Here is a 19,278-nt window from a genome sequence, read left to right on the forward strand (position 1 = left end):
ATGTAACTATCCAGCAATCTAAAGAGTTGCAAGCACTCACTCTGAACTTCATTTAAAGCTGTGTAAAGAGGAACATCATTCATTTGTCCATATTCACAAATGGCTTTAGAATCACTCTTATCGGTCTTTACTTTGGCTAATTTCATCTGGATAAATCGCTTTACAGATAAAGGGTTTACAACAGACACACATACTCCAGATTTATATAAAAACTGTGCCAACCTGTAATGATAATAACCTGTAGCCTCCATAACCACCAAAACACTTTCTGGTAAGCCTTTTATGAATTTCACAAAGCCTTTCTCATCATTTTTAAATTGGTCATGTCCTGTCTCTGAACCATAAACATCAAAGACATCTTTGCTAATGTCTAATCCAAAAATTTCACTATATTTATTCATAAGAATTGAATTTTGGAAAGAACGAGCTACTGATGTTTCAACAACTTGAAATCGAGATCTAAAGTCTCACAGAACTGAACGAAATATTAGTAGAAAAAGAGAGAGGATTATCAATGTTGTCGAAGTCTAATGCTTCACCGTGTATACTAATCTTATTTCTCTCTTTTGTTCTTTCTGATTTATATATCTTAATTTAATGTTTTATTTAAAATGTAAACTTAAGCCGTGTATAATTAATTGCTTGTTTTAAGCCTACTTACGAACATTCCTGCGGAATATTCTATCTGTGATTTATTTGCTAACTTAGTTGCTTAAATCACGCAACTAACCATACACAATCACGTTGTGAGCAAGCTAAAAAACCATCGTCTGAAATCAATATTAGAAAATAGAATCAAAGCATTTGTAGTTGATTATCTGATTATGGGAATAATCGGATTTCTGATTGTTGCTCTGACTGATAATCTATTCCTAGCGATGATGATTGTCTATCCAATGGCAATGAATAAGGACTTTCTAAATGGAAAAAGTATAGGAAAAAGACTTTTCGGAATTCAAGTTCAAAATCTGAATAACGAAAAAGCGTCTGAATGGAAAAGCTCTTTGCGGAATTTTTTACCAATTATCCCAATCGATTTGATGTTTACATTTGTAAGTCCATCACGCAGAATTGGTGACCGAATCGCGGAAACTAAAATCGGAATTGAAACAGAACAAAATTTAAAAACATTAAGTTCGGAATTAAAAAAATACCGAATTAATAAAGAGCTGATATTCGGAATAATTTTCGGAATTGCCAATATTTACGGACTTCTATGGTTATATGGAATTATATTATCGTGAAAAGAAAAGCCAGCTCACAACACCGTGTATAATTAATTGCTTTGGCAAGTGCTTATTTGGAAAATTCCTTCGGAATTTTCTCTGGTTCGTATTTGTTTACTAATTTAGTTGCTTAACCACGCAACTAACCATACACAATTCCGTTAGCATACATTTGAAATGACTCTTTCCCAAGTATATTTTTATATGATAATAATAATCTATCTGGTTTTAAGCCTAACGATTATAGTATTTACTGAAGATTTAAAAGAAGAAAAGCGTTTTAAAAAACATCTGAAATTCACTTTTCTAATTGGATTACTCGGAATTATAATGGAATTATTGAATTGGAATTATTTCTGCCGATTTAATTGTATACTTATAACTTTTTCGCCTTTTCTAACTTTGAATATTGTGAAAAGTACAATGCTACTTTTTGAGAAAATCTTTAAGAAAGTCCCTTATCAAACACATCGTGGAAAATTGTCTGACGGAATTTGGATTGAAAACAAAGGAGATTTAAAACATAAGAATTATTACGATATGTACACTTTCAGTGTTATGATTTTACCGATTTTTATTATGACAGGATTATTTATTCTGATTAAAGAAAACGTATGCTAACAACGTATATAATTTATTGCTGGCTTCTTGCCTACTTACGAAAGTCCTCGCGGACTTTCTTGGTCGGTAATTATTTACTAAATTAGTTGCTTGAAACACGCAACAAACCATATACAACAACGTTAGCCACAAGGCAAAAACCAATCTGAACGAATAAACAAAATGGAAAAAAACTACTTTCTTTTAGAAGACAAAAAAAAGGAGATTGAATCCAAATTTTTAATCAAAAACGGTTGGTTAAAAATATATGAAAACGACTCAAAAGATTTTGATGATACTGCTGGAGTTTACTGTTGTTTAATAGCAAATGACAAAATCGAAAAATACAATGAGGATTACAATTGGCCACTTTCTTTTGGAAGTGAAGGAAAACCTTGTGTTTATGGAGATAATACATATAAAACGAATGACGAAGAAGGATTAGAGCCTTTTTTATTCTATAAAAGTTTTTCATTGCAAGAGACATCAATAAAATATTTAGATGTTGCCGAAGAATTTGTTCTCTACTTTAGACTATACGAAAAAGGAAATGACAAACAAAATAGAACCTTTTACTACGTAAGTGATTATGGGGAATTAGACGAAGTTTTAGTTATCGAGCCAAAATTAATTAAGGTTAAAATAAAATATTTAAGAGAATATATTACAATGCGTGATATGAACTTTGTTGTTTGCTATGATTTTATGAGATTACTCAAAAACATCCCTTCAGATTGGAATATTAAGCACCAAGATGAGCTTACCAAAGAAAACGATTTTATTTATAATCATTTAATTAGAAACGTATCCGAAAAAACTCAAAGTTGGTTAATGGGTAAAGTTTTCATTAAACCAAATAAAACAAAAAAATCACATTTCGACATTGAGGTCTCAAAAAATGAAAGCTACATAATTGAAATTGATGATGAAGGAGAATTGATTTATGAAGATTGCGGAGAAACTGAGGGAAATCATTTTAAAGTAACGTATTTTAAAAAAGAGGTTTTAAACAAATATTATAATGAGCCTAATAAATATCAAGTTGACGGTTTTAGCGTTGGATCAAAATTTTTTAGATTAAAAATAGATAATAATGTAGATGAATATATTCCTGTTTTTCTTACCAATTTGAGAATGCTTCCAGAAATGGAACAACTTCATTGGAAACAATACAATATTCCACCTAAAGAAGGAATGAATATTAGTCGAACTTATTATAAAACAATGATTGAAGGTCAATGGGCAGAACAGCCTGAAACAGTGGACTTATTATTTAAATCAAAATACAAAAGTTTTAATAAGAAGTGGGAAAAAAAATTTGGATGGAAATTATATAAACCATTATCCAAAACAGATGAACATCTATTTACGGCATTACATAAAATTACTTCCAATAATGTCAAAGCCTTTTGCGAACAAACTTTGACTATTGTAAAACTAACTATTGACAGACTAAATGAAAAAGAATTAGCAAAAGGGTTAAGTTTAGAATCAAAAATTCGAGGAATTGGAAAATTTGAAAAATTTTTGGAATCTAAAGAAATAAATATACCTAAAATGTTTGAATTTTTAAGAAACCTTCAAAATTTAAGGTCTGGTTTAATTGCTCATACATTCAGTGAATCAAATAAGGATTGTAAAAAGGCTCTTAAATATTTCGGAATTGAAAACGATAATTACACTAAGGTTTTGGAAGAAATATTCATTAAATCGATATATACATTCAATACTTTAGAAACATATTTTGAACTGAACGAATAAAAGCCCAGTGGCTAACATCGCATAAAAATAATGCGTAGATTAGTGCTTAAACAATGAACAGTGCACTTTTGTTACTTCTGATTTTCCTGCGGAAAATCCTCGCACACAAAAACGCACTATTCTTATACGTAACCGTTGTGTGTAATTTAAGCTACCGAACTGAAAACGGATTAAATGGGAATATTTGACAAACTATTTGGAAGTAAAAAACAAAAAAATTCTGACTTTACAACTAAACAAAAAATTAGATTGGAATATAATGTTATGAAAAATATCTCATTAGAAAAATGTCAGAAATATGAGAACTCTGAACAATTCAAATTAGTTGAAAACGGAATTTATCAAGATTTAAAAGATGATGATGACACGAAATATAGAATGACAATTTCTTATGAATTAGAATCTGACAATGACACTAATAATCAATATCCTTTGGAAGATATTTTGGACAAGTACTGTCTGTATGTTTCTGACTTTTTGGAAACTGAAAACAATACAGAACCAAATGACTTTAAACTTGAATTAGCGGGAGAATTAAAAGACATAAAAAATGGTCAAGAAATAATTGGAAAAAAGGTCTATAATCAGGAATTCAAAGATGAGGACGGACAAATAAGAGTCAACTTAAAAATTGAATAAAAACTACACACAACATCGCATAAAAATAATGCGTAGATTAGTGCTTAATCAAAGTCTAGTGCTTTTTTGTTACTTCTGATTTTCCTGCGGAAAATCCTCGCACACAAAACCGCACTATTCTTATACGTAACCGTTGGCAGTAATTAAAAAAAACAAATGTGCATAATAGAAACAGTAAGTAATTTTTTTGACCAAGAATTTTTAAAAGATATTATAAGTGCTTTAATTGGAACAGGAACAGCTCTATTAATATTTTATTTAACAATCTTATCAGACAGAAAAAAAGAGAAGAAAAAAAGTCAAGAAGAAAATGATAATCGAGTTCGGAATTTCTCAAATTTAGTTAAATCTTCTAACGGTCATGTGGAAACAATTTCTGCTAATTTAGATGAAATGGTTTCTGAATACGAAAAAAATAATCTTGATTTTCAATTATTAAAATTTTCACCAAACAAAAGTTTCAATAGATTAGAAAAACTCTTAAAAAACGAAAATTATTTTCTTTCTTACATAAATAAATTTGGCGAAAGTAAAATTGATACATTCAATAATATATCGTCCAAAGTGGACTATTTTAATATGCAAATCGACCAGCTTTGGTCTATGGTTGAAAAATCTCAAAATTTTGACTTTGAAAGAAAAAAAAGATTTAAACTTCAAGTAAGTGAATTAATGAATTTAACTGCTTGGATTACTAAACAACCTGAGCTATTGACAGCTGATGATATTGATAAACTAAACTCTTACATCAAAGAATTCTATGAAAATATTACAGATGAGACAGATTTGAACTATTTCTATGAGTATCTTAGAAAAGTACTTGAAAACGTCCTAATAAAATATACCGATAATCAAATTATACTTGGACATTTACCTAAATTCAGAGATACTTCAGTTCTTTTTAGAGAAATTAAATTACAAAACGACAATCATAAAGATGATTTAAAACAAATATCAGAAACATTAAAAAGCACATTGGAAAAATATAAAACTGATGCTTCTGAATTAATAAAATAACTAAAAGTTCTATAATAATTATTAATAAAAATACAATATGGAAGATTTAGACTTTCTTTTTAAAGACGGAATTACCAAAGCCTATCTTGAAAAATACACAAATTATCTCGCTTATAAACTTACACCAAATCTTATAGAGAATTTTAGGAATAATAATATCACACTACTACTCAATGTCTCACCTGGTAATGTTATAAGTAATTTTATGTTTCCATTTACAGAACCGACTTTTGGACATATAATAATTATTGAAAAGAATGTATTAGAAAACTGCGATTTTACTTTAGAAGAAGCTAGCTCAATGATTCTTCATGAGTTTGGTCATATTTTCAATGATATTAACAATCAAGATAAAAAAGAATTTTACGCAGATTACTATGCAAAGTCATTAGGATTTGGAAATACATTGGCATCAGGATTAACGAAGTTTTTAAATAAAAAATTCAAATTTATTGATGAACAAACTATTCAAGAAATTGAAGATAGAATAAAAGCTTTGCAGAATTCAGAACAAGAACCTTTAATTGGAAATTTAAAAGTATTGAGAGTTTTACCAAATAATTAAATAACTACTGCCAACACCCGTATAAAATAAATAAAACCCAAATCTCCCCTTACTATTACGCATACTTTCATAAAACAAAAACCATTTCATTTTAGTTTTCAGCAACTATAAGTATCTTCCATTAGAAGAAAAATAGTTAACTTAGTTAACGAAAATTACAATTCACAAAATTGAAAATCAGCACTTAAGACTTTTCATTTCAAACAAATGGGAAAATACCACATGGAAACAAAGAAGCAATTTAAGGACAGAATACAATTACCTTTTACGTTTGATGTAGAAAAAATGGCTGCAGAAGCAAACGCATTAAAAAAAGAACATTACGAATATTATAAAGTCATCACATTGCGTTCTCCTGCGCATTTGGTAGATACCTCTTTACCTTTTCCTCCGCCTGCAAGCGATTACGCAGATGGTTCTTGGACCGAGTGGATGGACACACCTAACCTAGAAAAATCACCATATTTAAAAAGCGTTATCGATACCTTTAGTCAGTACACCTCTGTTAATTTGGTTCGGTTATTATTTTTGGCGCCTAATTCTGTGGTAAAAGAACATACCGATCCTACTTTAGATTTAGAAGAAGAAAAATCGATGATTAGATTAACCATTCCAATAGATAACAATAAAGATGTTTCCTTTTTTCTGAATGACACTATAGTGCCAATGAAAATAGGAGAATGCTGGTATTTACGTTTAACAGATAAACATCGTGTTATTAATAACGGAACCACAGATCGTATTAATTTAACCATAGACATAATACCTAATGATGCCATAGTAGAAATTATTTCTAATACAAGCACATTAATGAATACACAAAACAAACCGAAGCATGAAAACTAGAGAAAATGCTATTGAAATGAGTAATGCCGAATTTCGAAAAATTGGCTACCAACTTATTGACACCCTTTCAGATTTTTTTGATGAGATTCCTAATAAACCAGTAACAACGACCAAGACACCATTAGAACTGCAACAAATATTAGGTGCTTCGTCTTTGCCAGAAAATGGTTTACCTGCTGAAGAGCTGCTTGCTTCAACTACAAAATTATTATTGGATAACTCTTTATTTAATGGGCATCCTAAATTTTTTGGTTATATAACATCCTCTGCTGCACCCATTGGCGCTTTAGCAGATTTGTTAGCTGCTTCTGTAAACCAAAATGTTGGCGCACAAATATTGAGTCCGATAGCCACAGAAATCGAAAAACAAACCATTAAATGGTTGTCCGAATTTATTGGTGTATCCCCAAATTACGGAGGTGTTTTAGTTAGTGGAGGAAACATGGCTAATTTTACCGCTTTTTTAGCTGCAAGAACAGCCAAGGCTCCAAAAGACATTAAAGAAAACGGACTTAGTAATTCATCGAAACAATTAGTTACCTACTGTTCTAAATCCACGCATACTTGGATTGATAAAGCTGCTATTTTATTTGGACATGGTTCTAAATCGGTACGTTGGATACCAACCGATGCATCGAACAAAATGAATATTACACTTTTAGAACAAAGCATAAAAGAGGATATACAACAAGGACATCAACCTTTTATGGTTGTTGGTACCGCAGGAGATGTTAGTACAGGAATTGTAGATAACCTGGAAGCCATTGCTGCTACTTGCAAAACCTTTGATTTATGGTTTCATATCGATGGTGCTTATGGTATTCCTGCGGCAATTATTCCAGAATTAAAAGCAATGTTCCATGGTATACAGGAAGCCGACTCTATTGCGCTAGATCCACATAAGTGGCTGTATAGTCCGTTGGAAGCTGGTTGTACCTTGGTGAAAAATCCAAAACATCTTATAGACACGTACAGTTCGCATCCAGAATATTATAATTTTAGTTTATCAGAAGAAGGAGAATCTTTAAATTACTTTGAATACGGACTACAAAATTCTCGTGGTTTTAGAGCTTTAAAAGTATGGCTTGCATTACAACAAATTGGGAGTAATGGCTATACAAAACTGATAAGAGAGGATATTGAATTAGCGAAGTATTTCTATACATTAGCAGACCATCACGAAGCATTAAAACCAATATCTCAAAATTTAAGTATTACAACACTTAGATACATTCCAACAGATATAAAAGGAGACAATGAGAATAATGCGGCTTATCTAAACACCTTGAATGAAAAACTACTAAACGAACTACAAAAAGGAGGCGAACTGTTTTTATCTAACGCAATTATAGCCGATCAATATTGTTTAAGAACCTGTATTGTAAACTTTAGAACTACAAAAAAAGATATAGAAGAGTCCATTAAAATAATAGTAAAAGAAGGCCAAAAAATACATCAAATGCTGCAAAGCTAGATAACACAGAAGCAACTATTCTACTTCTAAAACAAATCACGCAACGAACATTTAACAAACATATTAAACAAAAAAAAGCACCAAAATGGTGCTTTTTTTCAATTAACTAACTCTATAAATTAATCCAAATCAAAACGTAATCCTAAAGAGATATTGTTTTGATCTATGGCTTGGTCTTTAAATAAAGGTGATAAATCATACTTCGCATATACGGCAACATTACCAAAAGAAACATAACTACTTAGTCCGTAAACAAAAGGATTCGTGTTTAAATCGGTTTCTTTATCCTTTTCTCTGCTTCCATCTTGTTTGTATTTTATTTTATGCATAGAACTTAAATTCACTCCTGCATAACCACCAACTCCGATTTTAAATTTATTATATGTCGAATACCTAAAATAGGTATCGCGTTCTATTTTTTTAGATGGTCCAAATTCAAAATGTATTGGCACTACTAAATTGGTAGTTCTAAACTTCGATTTGTTTAATTTAAAAGCACTTGTTTCTAAAGAGACAACATCATTATTTTCGGTAAGGAATTGATCGTCTTTTACATCTAATTTATTCCATTGAACCGATAGACCATATTTTAAACGTACTGCATTTGTATTTTTAAACAGACGCGTTTTCCAAGCCCATCCTAATTCTACAAATCCGGAACCGCCTAATTTATATGGCGAATCGCTTAACGATTGTCCTTCAATAATGGCATTATTAAATCCGATAGCAAAAACCATATCGCTAGTGGTACGTCTATCGTATATTTTCGGAATAGCTTTGTCTTTCGGACCAATATAAATGCCACCTTTATCAAACTCATCCGAATCTTCTCCTTTCCCAATAGAAATTACAAGACCATCTAAATTCGCACCAACATCGGAAGTTACCTCTTCGTTTCTTTCCAATAAAGCAATTTTATTGTCTAGAATAGCAATTCTATTTTCAATATTTAATGCATGTTTTTCTGCTTCCGTTTGCTTTAATGCATCAGCTTCTTCACTAGTAATTTCACCAGCATCTAACTTGGCATTAATACTTGCTACACTTTCTTTTAAAAATTCCTTTTCCTGATTTTGAACTTGTTCTTTTTTGTTTTCTAAAAATTCAATTTTTAAACTATTTGGATTTTCTTGTGCGGTTAAAAATTGTGTAGCACACACTAAAATAATACCGATTACGTATTGGGTTACTGTTTTCATTTTGTTCGTTTTTTAATGATGATTTATATTACTCGTTTCTAGTGGTAACTGCTGTTGTTGCAGTCTTTAAATTCTTTTCTATCACTTTAAATATTTGTCCTCTTAAAGATGGAGGCATTTCTGTTTCTACATCTTCTAGCAATGCGTTTGCATCTACAGAAACGATGTTTATAGCCTTATTACCTTTTAATCGCATATTCTTCTTAGCAACAGCTAATAGTGCTTCTATTTCAGATTCTGGTGTTTCTAAGCTTCTGCTTACCACCTGATTTTGGTTGTTTCCTAAAACACCTTCTGTTTTAACAACCGAAGTAATCCCCGCATCTTTCACTTTTAGGTTCGCAATTAATTCTTTTGACGCTTTTTCGTCTTTGGTTTGCGCTACAGTAACTAAACCTTCCGATTTTTCTTTTCTATTATTTGTTTCTGTTGTTTTTATTCTTGTGTTTGTAGTAGCAAGGCTATTTTTATTCGCTTCTCTAATATTTTCTTTTGTGTTTTCTTTTGAAGCTTCTTGTACAATTTCTTGCGATTCTTTTATTATTGCAGGCGTTATAACGGAATTCGTATTTACTTCATTTTCAGTTTCTACTACTACAGGAGAAACAACGGTATTACTATTATCCTGAGTTACAAATTGCTGTACTACAAATAATAAACCGATAAAACCTGCTGCAACACCAAACCACCAAAACTTATTTTTAGTTTGTTTTTTAGCGTCGGCATTTAATTGTCCCTCCAAACGATGCCAAGCATTTTCAGATGGCGGAAGCGTTCGCTTTTCCAGCTTCTCTTTTATATTTTCTTCGAATTTAATTGGTGCCATAATCTGCTTTGTTTAATGCTTTAATTTTTTGCTGAAGTGCTTTTCGTGCTTTGAATAATTGGGACTTGGAAGTGCTTTCCGAAATACCTAATAGCTCTGCTATTTCCTGGTGTTTATAGCCTTCAATAGCATACATTACAAATACTATTTTATAACCTTCTGGTAAATTATCTATGAGTTGCTGGATTTCGGCAACTTCCAAATTTGTTTCCATAGGATTAGAATGATTTATAGCATCACTTAGATCTTCAGAAGAAAATTGGATTTGCTTTTTTTGCCTTAAAAAGGAAATCGATTCTCGAACCATGATGCGTCTAATCCAACCTTCAAAACTACCTTCGTTTTTAAAACTTTTTAGGTTCTGAAATACTTTAAAAAAGCCATTCAGCATTGCTTCTTCAGCAAACTGCGTGTCTTTTATATAATAACGACAAACGCTTAGCATTTTGGGTGCATGCATTTGAAACAATACGTGTTGTGCTTCACGATTGTTTTTGATTGCCTTTTTAATAAGCAAAGGTTCGTTTTTATACAGTTGTATTATTTTCAAAAAATAAGTATGTTTTGCTTTCTATTTATAAAGACGCAAAAAAGATACAAAAGGTTGCCTGAAGATTATTTTTTTCTATCAATCACATAATTCACCATAAGTGCTAGGGAATTTCTGTATTGATTTTCTGGATATTTTTGTAGTATTTGTAGTGCTTCGGCTTGAAATTCTTTCATTTTAGCAACTGCATAATCTAATCCGCCATTATCTTTTACAAAAGCAATCACTTGTTTTACTCGCTTTTGGTCTTTGTTATGGTTTTTAATAGAATTGATTAACCACTTTTTATCTTTTTTACTCGCGTGATTTAAAACATGAATTAGAGGCAAGGTCATTTTTTGCTCTTTAATATCGATTCCGGTTGGCTTACCAATTTGCTCTTTACCATAATCGAACAAATCATCTTTATTTGAAAAGCCATACCAATAAGTTCTCCAAACTTTCGCATGGTTTCTACATGTTCGGATTCTGGTTTTACAGAAGCTGCACCAAGACTACAACAAGCAGCAATTAAGGTTGCTGTTTTTTGTCTGATAATCTCGTAGTATATATCTTCGGTAATGTCTAGTTTTCGAGCTTTTTCTATTTGAAGTAATTCCCCTTCGCTCATTTCGCGAACAGCAATAGAAATGATTTTAAGCAAATCGAAATCATTATTATCTATAGAAAGTAGTAATCCTTTAGAAAGTAAATAATCACCAACCAGCACTGCAATTTTGTTTTTCCAGAGTGCATTGATAGAAAAGAAACCACGACGACGATTACTTTCGTCTACCACATCATCATGTACCAAAGTTGCAGTATGAATAAGTTCAATCACCGAAGCGCCTCTGTAAGTACGCTCACTTACTTCACCATTTGACACCATTTTAGAAACTAGAAACACGAACATTGGTCGCATTTGCTTTCCTTTTCGGTTTACGATATAATGCGTTATTCTGTTTAAAAGCGCAACTTTAGAAGACATAGAGAGTTGAAACTTTTGTTCAAAAAGTTCCATCTCATAGGCTATTGGTTGTTTTATTTGTTCTACAATTTTCAAAAGAAAAAGCGTCTAAAATGTGCTAACAAACGTACTAAAAAAGCATGTAAAATACTATTATAGAAGATACAAATCAGACTTTGTTTCTATACAATGAAGTATCTACACATTTTATCATTTCTTTTTTATCTAAATCTACACCTACAAAAGAGGTCACTTTTTCTATAACTTTATCTGTATCATTTAAAACATCTTTATAGTTTACATAAATAAGTTCAACACTTGGTTCTTTATCCTTCCAAACCGCTACTTGGTTTAAGTGTTTTTTATAGGCCTCAAAAAGTTTCACCGGTAAAACATCTGGATCTTTACCAATCATTTTTTGTTGCGACTTCACCACTTCTGTTAAATCCCTGTTCATAAAAATTACTTTATAACGATATTTAGGATCTAGGAATTTAAGCAAAGGAGCAACTATTTTAACGCTTTTGTTCTGTGCTATATCTAACCAGGAATTATCTTTATGCAATGCCATCACTGGATCATATTCAAAATAGCCTTTTGGGTTAGAATCATCAGATTTTCTATTACCATCTGTTAGCACCTCTACTCCTCCTCTATGTAACATTTGCATCATGACAGAAGTACCAGAACGTGGTAAACCAGAAACAATTATTATTTGGTCTTTTCTGTATTTATATGCTGCTTTGTCATTTAAGGTGGTGGGTTCACTAAGCTTTTCTTCTACATTTTCGATAGCTTTTTTTGCTCTTTTGTGTTCTACAGGTTTTAACCTAGAAGCGGTTTCATAAGCAATTTTAGCATTTTCTAAGTCTCCTAATTTTTCTAGTGCTTCCCCTAAAGTATAATGTGCTTCTGGGTAATATTTAACTAATTCAATTGCTGTTAAAGCATGCTCTGCAGCTTCTTCATAATCTTTTAAACGAATTAATACTGCTGCTAAAGCCTGATGGTACTGCGATCTATCTATTTCGATTTTTAAAGCATTTTCAAAGGCTTCTCTAGCTTCTTGAAATTGATTTATTTGCATATGAATTTTACCTATTTGGTACCAAATTTCTGCATTAGGCTTTTTACTTTTTGCTAATTCCAGTACTCTTAAAGCTTCATTAACTTTTCCTTTTCCTACTAAAATTCTGGCTTCAGAAAAATACGTATTTATTTCAAAGTTCTTATCTAAAGTTCTTAATTGCTGTAGGTAACCTTCGGCCTTTTCAAATTGTTTATATGCTAAAGCAATGGATAACAAATCCATATAATAAGGAATAACATCTATTACAGAATCTCCTTCTTTTATATCTTGCTTTTTTAATTGCTCTTCTGTTTTTCCTTCAAGATCACTTTTCTTATACTTAGGATAGTCATCATTTATTAATTCCAATAGAATTTCATTAGACGATTCATAATCTTTTTTTCCTAAAAACACTCGGGCCAAATTATGTTTTAAATCGCATTTGGTTTTTAAAATGGCTATTTCAATTTTTTCATCTGGTTTATCGATATAACCTAAATCAACCAATTGCTGCATCGTTTCTTGATCACTTAAAGAATCGGAATCACTTACACCTTCCAGTTGCGCAAAATCACCTTTTACGTTTTCCCAACTATCAATATATTTTGGCTGTGTAGTTTCTTTAAAAAGATCTAAAGCTACTTTACCATCCATATCTTTACCTACAGGTAAATTAAACATATGTAAAATGGTAGGGGCAATATCTATAAGTCCTAAACCAAATACTTTTTCATTTTGTTTAATATTTGGTCCTGCAGCTACAAACATACCAAATTGGCGATGCTCTAAAGCTGGTGCTGCTGGATACTTTGGCATTTTTAAAATACGTCTATGTCCAGATTCGAAACCATGATCAGACATCACAATAATGGTAGTATCTGCATCTACTAATTCCATTTTTCGTGCTAGCATCATATCTTGTATTTTATAAGCACTTATTACTGCCTCATTATAAATATCGAATGCATCTTGCGGAACTGCTTTTAATTTTGGAGGATAAAACTTCATGAATGCGTGGCAAAAATGATCAATTAAATCATAATAAACCGCCATGAAATCCCATTCTGTTGTTCGCATAACATTTGTTGCAGCAGCATGTACAGATGTACTTTCGGCTAACATTTTGGCAAAGTTATCTAAGCCTCTATCTTTTTCTTGATTAATTTTAGCAGCATTAGGGATGCATGGTAAAATATGTGCTTCTGTAATTTCATGCGGAAACATACGCAAATCTTGTAATTCTTTGGTAAGCGATTCTGGATGAATGGTACCTTTTACAATTGGGCTCTTTTTATTTGGGTCTTTATTTACTTTTTGAAACTTATCGGAAACTACAACACCATTTATAGGCTCTGCAGGAAAACTTGGCCACCAACCTACTAAATTACTTTTATACCCTTTGTAGTGCAAAATATTCCATATTGCTTTAGCTTTTCTGGAGTTGGTAGTAACCGGACGAACCCCTTTATTATTTGGCATAAGCTCTATAAAACCCAAAACACCATGTTTATCTGGCGTCTTTCCTGTGGCTACAGAAGACCAAAGCATTGGCGAATAAGGTGGATTCATAGTACTCATGTTGCCATAAACCCCTTTGTCCATTAGTTTTTTTAATGCAGGCATTTCACCTTTAGTAATTAAAGGCCATATAATTTTCCAATCTGCAGCATCCCAACCTATTAAAAGAACTTTATTTTGCTTCATTTGTATTATTTTCTTCTTTATTTTTTTGTTTTACCTCTCTCCAAGCCCTTAAGCCAATATCTCCATAAGCCAACAAACCTAAGGATCCATCAACAGTAACACTATAATTCTGAGTATTTGATAATTTTTTATTGATTTTCGTCATTTTCACTATCGTTATTTGCTATAGAAAGTATTAATTAATAAATTGTAATTGCGATTTCTTATAAGTGATGAATTGTAAAACAACAAAACATATTAATTAAAACCTAATAGAGATATGAAAAAAACTACTTTAAAAAATTCTAGCAACTTAACAAAACGACTAGCAAAATATGGTGCTCTTTCTGCTGCCATTGCTGGTATTGCAGATGCTAATGGACAGATAGTTTTTACCGATGTTAATCCGGATTTTGCTGGAGGGAATGGTACAAGTTATGCACTTGACATGGATAATGATAGCGTTTTTGACTTTGGTATTATTGGTTCTACTGCTCCTGCCATTGGATTTTATGGCGCACTGCCTTCTAATTCTTGGGTAGGTTCTAATCCATCTTTCAAATATCCTTTTGCACTAGATAGTGGCGCTGTTATAAGTTCTGCTCAAAGTATTTGGTATGGTGGCACATCTAATGTAGGAACCTTAAATTATACTAGTTGTTATAATGGAATTGGTGGCAGTAACTGGTGTGGTGTAACTGATAAGTTTTTAGGATTACGTTTTCAAATTGCTGGTAATACACATTATGGATGGGCAAAATTAGATGTTAGTCTTTCTGGAGATAGCTTTACAGTTAAAGAATACGCTTATAACTCCGTTCCTGATGAATCCATTATAGCTGGGCAAACGGAATTAAGTATTGATGAGTTTGCAATAAATAAAGTTAAAATTGTGAGTTTAAATAAATCCATAGCGCTTTATAATTTACCACAAAACACAGACTATACTCTTTTTGATATATCTGGAAAATCGGTATTAAATGGATCTATAAATGACCAAACGTATGTGATTGAAGCTAATGGGATTTCTAATGGAATTTACGTTGTAGAATTAACAGATACTTATACTAAATCGGTTATACGCAAGAAAATTGTTTTATAAATATCTTTTGTACAATCTTATTATAATAAAAAAGCTTCCTAAATTTCAGGAAGCTTTTTTATTATTGCTTATTTGCTAATTGTCCGCAAGCAGCATCAATATCTTTACCTCTAGAACGCCTTACGGTTACTGTAATATTATTACGCTCTAAAATAGAGACGTACATATCTGTGGCTGCACTATCTGCCTGCTGAAACTCGCCATCGTCTATTGGATTGTATTCAATTAAATTCACTTTACTAGGTGCAAATTTACAGAACTGTACCAATGCTTCGGCGTCTTCTCTTTTATCGTTAATGCCTTTCCAAACCACATACTCGTAAGTAATTCTGTTTTTGGTTTTTTCGAACCAATACACTAAAGCTTCTCGTAAATCTTTTAAAGGAAAAGTGGCATTAAATGGCATGATAGAAGTCCGAACCTCATCTATTGCAGAATGCAGAGAAACTGCCAGTTTAAACTTCACTTCATCATCTGCCATTTTTCGAATCATTTTTGGCACTCCCGAAGTAGAAACTACAATTCGTCTTGGCGACATTCCTAAGCCTTCTGGCGAAGTAATCTTGTCTATTGCTTTTAGTACATTGTTATAGTTCATGAGCGGTTCTCCCATTCCCATGAACACAATATTACTTAAAGGTTTGTTGTGGTATAATCTACTTTCTTTATCGATAGCAACGACTTGATCATAAATCTCATCTGGATTTAGATTTCGCATGCGTTTTAGTCTAGATGTAGCACAAAATCTACAATCTAAACTACAACCTACCTGACTAGACACACAAGCTGTGGTTCTTGTTTTTGTAGGAATTAAAACAGACTCTACAATTAAACCATCATGTAAACGCACTGCATTTTTTATAGTACCATCGCTACTTTTTTGCATGGTATCTACATGAATATGATTGATAACAAAGTTATCTTCTAGCATTTGTCTGGTTTCTATAGAGAGGTTTGTCATGTCTTCAAAAGTATGTGCAGACTTGCTCCATAACCATTCGTAAACCTGATTACCACGAAATGCTTTATCGTCTTGTTTTACAAAGAATTCTCTAAGTTGTTCTTTGCTTAATGCTCTTATGTCTTTTTTTGTTGTTGCCATTGCTTTGCAAAAGTAGTGAAAGGAATTACGATTTACGAATTACTGTTATTGAATTTGTGTAAATGCCATTGGTAGGTGCATTAGGGATTGCGCAATTGTTGGAGCTCTTTTTATGTTGTTGCGTATATGCAACATAAAAAAGCGACTTGCAAAAGCCCGACGTTTTGCGATCCTGCTAGGTATGAGCAAAAGGTAATGCCATAAAAAAAGCCTCTAAAAAAAGAGGCTTTATATATTTGATAATTTATTTGTTAGATGATTAGCATCGCATCCCCATAACTATAGAAATTATATTTCTCTTTTATTGCTTCTTCGTACGCTTTTAAAATAAACTCATGACCTGCAAAGGCGGAAGCCATCATTAAAAGTGTGGATTTTGGCGTATGAAAGTTTGTAATCATACAGTTTGCAATACTAAAATCGTACGGTGGAAAGATGAATTTGTTAGTCCAACCATCATACTCGTTTAATGTACCGCTTGACGAAACCGAACTTTCTACGGCACGCATTGCTGTGGTACCTACTGCACAAATACGTCTTTTATTCTTTTGCGCGGTGTTAATAATATTTGCTGCTTTTGCATCAATAATTATTTCTTCGCTATCCATTTTATGCTTAGACAAATCTTCTACCTCAACGGCATTGAAAGTACCTAAACCTACGTGAAGTGTTACTTCGGCAAATTCTACTCCTTTAATTTCTAAACGCTTTAAAAGGTGCTTAGAAAAGTGCATACCTGCAGTTGGTGCTGCTACTGCTCCTTCATTTTTTGCAAAAATAGTTTGGTAACGTTCTTCATCTTCTGGAGTTACGTCACGCTTGATATATTTAGGTAAAGGTGTTTCTCCTAATTCGGTAAGTTTTCTTCTAAATTCTTGGTAAGAACCATCATACAGAAAACGCAATGTTCTACCTCTAGAGGTTGTGTTATCAATAACTTCTGCTACTAAGGTTTCATCATCCCCAAAGTATAATTTATTACCAATACGAATTTTACGTGCTGGATCTACAAGTACGTCCCAAAGGCGTTGTTCTTCATTAAGTTCTCTTAATAAAAACACTTCGATACGCGCTCCAGTTTTTTCTTTATTACCGTATAAACGTGCCGGAAATACTTTGGTATTGTTAAGTATTAATACATCATCTTCTTCAAAATAGTCTATAATATCTTTGAACATTTTATGCTCAATAGTTTGTTTTTCTCTGTTTAAAACCATTAAACGAGACTCATCTCTATTTTCTGCTGGATGTTCTGCCAATAATTCTTCTGGAAGCTCAAATTGATAGTGAGACAACTTCATTTTAAAGTTCTGCATGTAGTAGTATTAGGTATTGTAATGTATTTTACAAGGTTACAAATATACAATCTCAAAGTAGGCGTTGTCAAGTAAATAGCCAATTATTATTCAGAAATTTTAAATCCGATACTTTTTAAGTCCGACCAAAATGTAGGATACGATTTAGAAACTACGAAAGCTTCTTCAATAATTATGGACGTTTTTAAAGCTAAAGGAGCAAATGCCATCGCCATTCTATGATCTTGGTACGTTGCTATTTTTATATCTTTATTTATAGCACTAGAAGTTTCTAGTTGTAAGGTTTTATCTGTAATAGTTACGTTACCTCCTAGTTTTTCAATTTCGGTTTTTAGAGCTACAAGTCGGTCTGTTTCTTTAATTTTTAAAGTATGCAGTCCTTTTAAATCGCATGCAATTCCTAGTCCAAAACAAGTGACAGCAATAGTTTGCGCAATATCTGGTGCATTTTTAAGATCTAAAGTTATTACCGTTTCCGGAGCAACCGTTGCCACTTTTTGAAGCGTTATTTTATGATCTTTAAAAGTGGTTTCTACACCAAACTGCGTATAAATTTTAGCTAAGGATGCATCGCCTTGCAAGGAGTTTTCTTTATACGATGCTAATGTAATTTGGGTACCAACCGGAGCCATTGCAGCAATACTGTAATAGTAAGAAGCGGAAGACCAATCGGATTCGATGGTTAATTTTTGCTTCTTAATTTCAGATTTCGGATTTACTTTAATTACATTATTTTCAAAGCTTGTTGCCACCCCAATATCGTTAAGTAACGATAATGTCATGTTTATGTAAGGAATAGAAGTAATTTCACCATCTAAAGTAAGTTCTAAACCATTTTCTAGTTTTGGCGCTATTAGTAATAATGCCGAAATATATTGGCTACTTACGTTTGCTTTTAAGGTTACTTTATTTTGTGTTATTTGTTTTCCTTGGATTTTTATTGGAGGATAGCCATCGTTTTTTTCATAACGAATAGCGACACCCAATTGGCTTAATGCATCTACCAAAATAGCAATGGGTCTTTCTTGCATTCTTTTAGAACCTGTAAGAATCACTTCTCTATTATTTTGAATAGAAAAATATGCGGTTAAAAAACGCATTGCGGTTCCTGCGTGATGAATGTCTATGTGATTTTCTACAGAAAGTAATGCTTTTTGCATGACTTTAGAATCGTCGGAATTAGAAACATTATCAATTTCTAAATTTGGATACAAAGCTTGCAATAGCAATAGTCGGTTAGATTCACTTTTAGAACCTGTTACTTGTATTGTAGATTGCTTTGCAATGGATGATTGTTGAAGGTGTACGTTCATAGGTACTTAAACTTTATGAGATATCTCGACGGTGCTCGATATGA

General features: G+C 32.1%; 17 protein-coding genes and 1 pseudogene. 8 read left to right on the plus strand and 10 right to left on the minus strand.

Annotated features, from left to right (window positions below; genetic code table 11):
- On the minus strand, positions 1-401 hold a 401-nt coding region (locus AMD28_RS07750), incomplete at its 3' end, for an IS110 family transposase (protein WP_152975565.1).
- A gap of 345 nt (positions 402-746) precedes the next feature.
- On the opposite strand from AMD28_RS07750, the gene AMD28_RS07755 reads away from it, so the two are divergent.
- From AMD28_RS07755 to AMD28_RS07790, 7 genes are all read left to right on the plus strand, one after another.
- Positions 747-1,244: an RDD family protein gene (locus AMD28_RS07755; protein WP_152975566.1), complete on the plus strand. Its 498-nt coding sequence runs from the start codon at positions 747-749 to the stop codon at positions 1,242-1,244.
- 765 nt (positions 1,245-2,009) lie between these two features.
- Entirely contained in the window at positions 2,010-3,587 is a 1,578-nt protein-coding gene (locus AMD28_RS07765; RefSeq protein ID WP_055443593.1) for a hypothetical protein, read from the plus strand.
- A gap of 174 nt (positions 3,588-3,761) precedes the next feature.
- Positions 3,762-4,226 carry a hypothetical protein gene (locus AMD28_RS07770; RefSeq protein WP_241492462.1) on the plus strand — a complete coding sequence of 155 codons (465 nt, stop codon included), beginning with the start codon at positions 3,762-3,764 and terminating at the stop codon, positions 4,224-4,226.
- A gap of 156 nt (positions 4,227-4,382) precedes the next feature.
- Positions 4,383-5,243 (plus strand): hypothetical protein, encoded by an 861-nt coding sequence (locus AMD28_RS07775; protein ID WP_055443594.1) that lies wholly within the window; start codon positions 4,383-4,385, stop codon positions 5,241-5,243.
- Positions 5,244-5,280: 37 nt separating this feature from the next.
- Positions 5,281-5,808 carry a M48 family metalloprotease gene (locus AMD28_RS07780; protein WP_055443595.1) on the plus strand — a complete coding sequence of 176 codons (528 nt, stop codon included), beginning with the start codon at positions 5,281-5,283 and terminating at the stop codon, positions 5,806-5,808.
- Positions 5,809-6,015: 207 nt separating this feature from the next.
- On the plus strand, positions 6,016-6,654 hold the full coding sequence (locus AMD28_RS07785) for an aspartyl/asparaginyl beta-hydroxylase domain-containing protein (RefSeq protein ID WP_241492463.1): 639 nt from the start codon (positions 6,016-6,018) through the stop codon (positions 6,652-6,654).
- Complete coding sequence (locus tag AMD28_RS07790) at positions 6,644-8,128, plus strand: pyridoxal phosphate-dependent decarboxylase family protein (RefSeq protein ID WP_055443596.1); 1,485 nt, start codon at positions 6,644-6,646, stop codon at positions 8,126-8,128. The genes AMD28_RS07785 and AMD28_RS07790 overlap by 11 nt, the downstream gene beginning before the upstream one ends.
- 119 nt (positions 8,129-8,247) lie before the next feature.
- Here the strand turns inward: AMD28_RS07790 and AMD28_RS07795 are convergent, their stop codons facing one another.
- The 6 genes and pseudogenes from AMD28_RS07795 to AMD28_RS18620 all read right to left on the minus strand — a co-directional run bounded on the left by AMD28_RS07795 (position 8,248) and on the right by AMD28_RS18620 (position 14,567).
- Positions 8,248-9,327, minus strand: a complete 1,080-nt coding sequence (locus tag AMD28_RS07795; RefSeq protein ID WP_055443597.1) for a hypothetical protein — start codon at positions 9,325-9,327, stop codon at positions 8,248-8,250.
- Positions 9,328-9,355: 28 nt separating this feature from the next.
- Positions 9,356-10,153: a hypothetical protein gene (locus AMD28_RS07800; protein ID WP_055443598.1), complete on the minus strand. Its 798-nt coding sequence runs from the start codon at positions 10,151-10,153 to the stop codon at positions 9,356-9,358.
- The gene (locus tag AMD28_RS07805) at positions 10,140-10,703 is read right to left on the minus strand and encodes an RNA polymerase sigma factor (protein WP_055443599.1); all 564 of its coding nucleotides are present in this window, start codon (positions 10,701-10,703) and stop codon (positions 10,140-10,142) included. The genes AMD28_RS07800 and AMD28_RS07805 overlap by 14 nt, the downstream gene beginning before the upstream one ends.
- Before the next feature lie 65 nt (positions 10,704-10,768).
- Positions 10,769-11,745, minus strand: a pseudogene (locus AMD28_RS07810) (polyprenyl synthetase family protein).
- 73 nt (positions 11,746-11,818) lie between these two features.
- The gene (locus AMD28_RS18365) at positions 11,819-14,422 is read right to left on the minus strand and encodes an alkaline phosphatase family protein (protein WP_083478264.1); all 2,604 of its coding nucleotides are present in this window, start codon (positions 14,420-14,422) and stop codon (positions 11,819-11,821) included.
- Entirely contained in the window at positions 14,409-14,567 is a 159-nt protein-coding gene (locus tag AMD28_RS18620) for a hypothetical protein (RefSeq protein ID WP_161804627.1), read from the minus strand. Before AMD28_RS18620 ends, AMD28_RS18365 begins: the two co-directional genes overlap by 14 nt.
- Before the next feature lie 114 nt (positions 14,568-14,681).
- On the opposite strand from AMD28_RS18620, the gene AMD28_RS07820 reads away from it, so the two are divergent.
- A complete protein-coding gene (locus AMD28_RS07820) occupies positions 14,682-15,503 on the plus strand; it encodes a T9SS type A sorting domain-containing protein (RefSeq protein WP_055443600.1) in 822 nt (273 codons plus the stop codon).
- A gap of 61 nt (positions 15,504-15,564) precedes the next feature.
- Here AMD28_RS07820 and rlmN read toward each other — a convergent pair whose 3' ends face one another.
- The 3 genes from rlmN to AMD28_RS07835 form a co-directional block, all read right to left on the minus strand.
- Positions 15,565-16,605, minus strand: coding sequence for a dual-specificity RNA methyltransferase RlmN (gene rlmN / locus AMD28_RS07825; protein WP_055443601.1), 1,041 nt, complete (start codon positions 16,603-16,605; stop codon positions 15,565-15,567).
- A gap of 251 nt (positions 16,606-16,856) precedes the next feature.
- Entirely contained in the window at positions 16,857-17,906 is a 1,050-nt protein-coding gene (gene queA, locus AMD28_RS07830; RefSeq protein WP_055444331.1) for a tRNA preQ1(34) S-adenosylmethionine ribosyltransferase-isomerase QueA, read from the minus strand.
- 101 nt (positions 17,907-18,007) lie between these two features.
- Positions 18,008-19,234: a 3-phosphoshikimate 1-carboxyvinyltransferase gene (locus AMD28_RS07835; RefSeq protein WP_055443602.1), complete on the minus strand. Its 1,227-nt coding sequence runs from the start codon at positions 19,232-19,234 to the stop codon at positions 18,008-18,010.
- Between the last annotated feature and the right edge of the window lie 44 nt (positions 19,235-19,278).

The organism is Lacinutrix himadriensis (assembly GCF_001418105.1).
GTDB lineage: Bacteria > Bacteroidota > Bacteroidia > Flavobacteriales > Flavobacteriaceae > Oceanihabitans > Oceanihabitans himadriense.

Excerpts from the sequence above, each read along its gene's own strand:
- AMD28_RS07780 (WP_055443595.1), top strand. The coding sequence starts at position 5,281 with ATGGAAGATTTAGACTTTCTTTTTAAAGACGGAATTACCAAAGCCTAT.
- AMD28_RS07790 (WP_055443596.1), top strand. The coding sequence starts at position 6,644 with ATGAAAACTAGAGAAAATGCTATTGAAATGAGTAATGCCGAATTTCGA.
- AMD28_RS07785 (WP_241492463.1), top strand. The coding sequence starts at position 6,016 with ATGGGAAAATACCACATGGAAACAAAGAAGCAATTTAAGGACAGAATA.
- AMD28_RS07770 (WP_241492462.1), top strand. The coding sequence starts at position 3,762 with ATGGGAATATTTGACAAACTATTTGGAAGTAAAAAACAAAAAAATTCT.
- AMD28_RS07765 (WP_055443593.1), top strand. The coding sequence starts at position 2,010 with ATGGAAAAAAACTACTTTCTTTTAGAAGACAAAAAAAAGGAGATTGAA.
- rlmN (WP_055443601.1), bottom strand. The coding sequence starts at position 16,605 with ATGGCAACAACAAAAAAAGACATAAGAGCATTAAGCAAAGAACAACTT.
- AMD28_RS07820 (WP_055443600.1), top strand. The coding sequence starts at position 14,682 with ATGAAAAAAACTACTTTAAAAAATTCTAGCAACTTAACAAAACGACTA.
- AMD28_RS18365 (WP_083478264.1), bottom strand. The coding sequence starts at position 14,422 with ATGAAGCAAAATAAAGTTCTTTTAATAGGTTGGGATGCTGCAGATTGG.
- AMD28_RS07795 (WP_055443597.1), bottom strand. The coding sequence starts at position 9,327 with ATGAAAACAGTAACCCAATACGTAATCGGTATTATTTTAGTGTGTGCT.
- AMD28_RS07800 (WP_055443598.1), bottom strand. The coding sequence starts at position 10,153 with ATGGCACCAATTAAATTCGAAGAAAATATAAAAGAGAAGCTGGAAAAG.
- queA (WP_055444331.1), bottom strand. The coding sequence starts at position 17,906 with ATGAAGTTGTCTCACTATCAATTTGAGCTTCCAGAAGAATTATTGGCA.
- AMD28_RS07775 (WP_055443594.1), top strand. The coding sequence starts at position 4,383 with ATGTGCATAATAGAAACAGTAAGTAATTTTTTTGACCAAGAATTTTTA.
- AMD28_RS07835 (WP_055443602.1), bottom strand. The coding sequence starts at position 19,234 with ATGAACGTACACCTTCAACAATCATCCATTGCAAAGCAATCTACAATA.
- AMD28_RS18620 (WP_161804627.1), bottom strand. The coding sequence starts at position 14,567 with ATGACGAAAATCAATAAAAAATTATCAAATACTCAGAATTATAGTGTT.